Origin of the sequence: Lujinxingia vulgaris (genome assembly GCF_007997015.1) — a bacterium.
Lineage (GTDB): Bacteria > Myxococcota_A > Bradymonadia > Bradymonadales > Bradymonadaceae > Lujinxingia > Lujinxingia vulgaris.
Genome location: NZ_VOSM01000062.1, coordinates 1 through 629, shown reverse-complemented (window position 1 = coordinate 629; position 629 = coordinate 1). Strand labels below are relative to the sequence as shown.

Genomic DNA, 629 nt, shown 5'->3' with positions numbered 1-629 from the left:
GCCCGAAAGCGCAAGGGCTACGTAGGCCAGGAAAACCGGCAGGCGGGCCAGGGCAAAGACCGCGATGGCCGCAGGGATGCTGGTGATGCCGCCGGCCACCAGAAAAGCCATGGCCGCGCCGGGGGCCATGCCCTGCTGCACCAGGCCACCCACCAGCGGCAATGCCGCATAACCATTGAGATAGGCCGGCACGCCGATCAGCGTGGCGCTGGCCTGCGAGAGCCAGGAGTCCGTGCCCACAAGGTCCACCACCATATCTGCGGGAATGTAGGCAAGCATCAGGCTTTCCAGAAGGAAGGCCAGCAACAGCCACTTGCCGAGGAACAGTCCGTTCTTGTAGCTCTCTTTCAGAAATCTGCTCCTGCGCTCGGGATGCGGCCAGAACTTCCAGACCACCTGGTTCGGTTGGCGTATCTGATTGCCCGCGCAGCCCCCGTCCCCGACGTCGGGACGCAAGGGATCCGCGAAGACGCCCGAGCGTTGGAGCAGGTGAATAACGTATCCGCCCAGCAGGCCAATGCCCATGGCCGCAAATATCTTACCCACTGCGAAAGACAAACCCAACACCCCAAGAATCAACAGGAACATCGAGGGATCCATGACGGGGGATGCGAGCCAAAAAACCATAA

1 protein-coding gene is annotated in these 629 nt (G+C 61.7%); it reads right to left on the bottom strand.

Annotated features, from left to right (window positions below):
• On the bottom strand, positions 1–627 hold a 627-nt coding region (locus tag FRC98_RS20885; protein WP_283809671.1), incomplete at its 3' end, for a permease.
• Positions 628–629 lie beyond the last annotated feature (2 nt).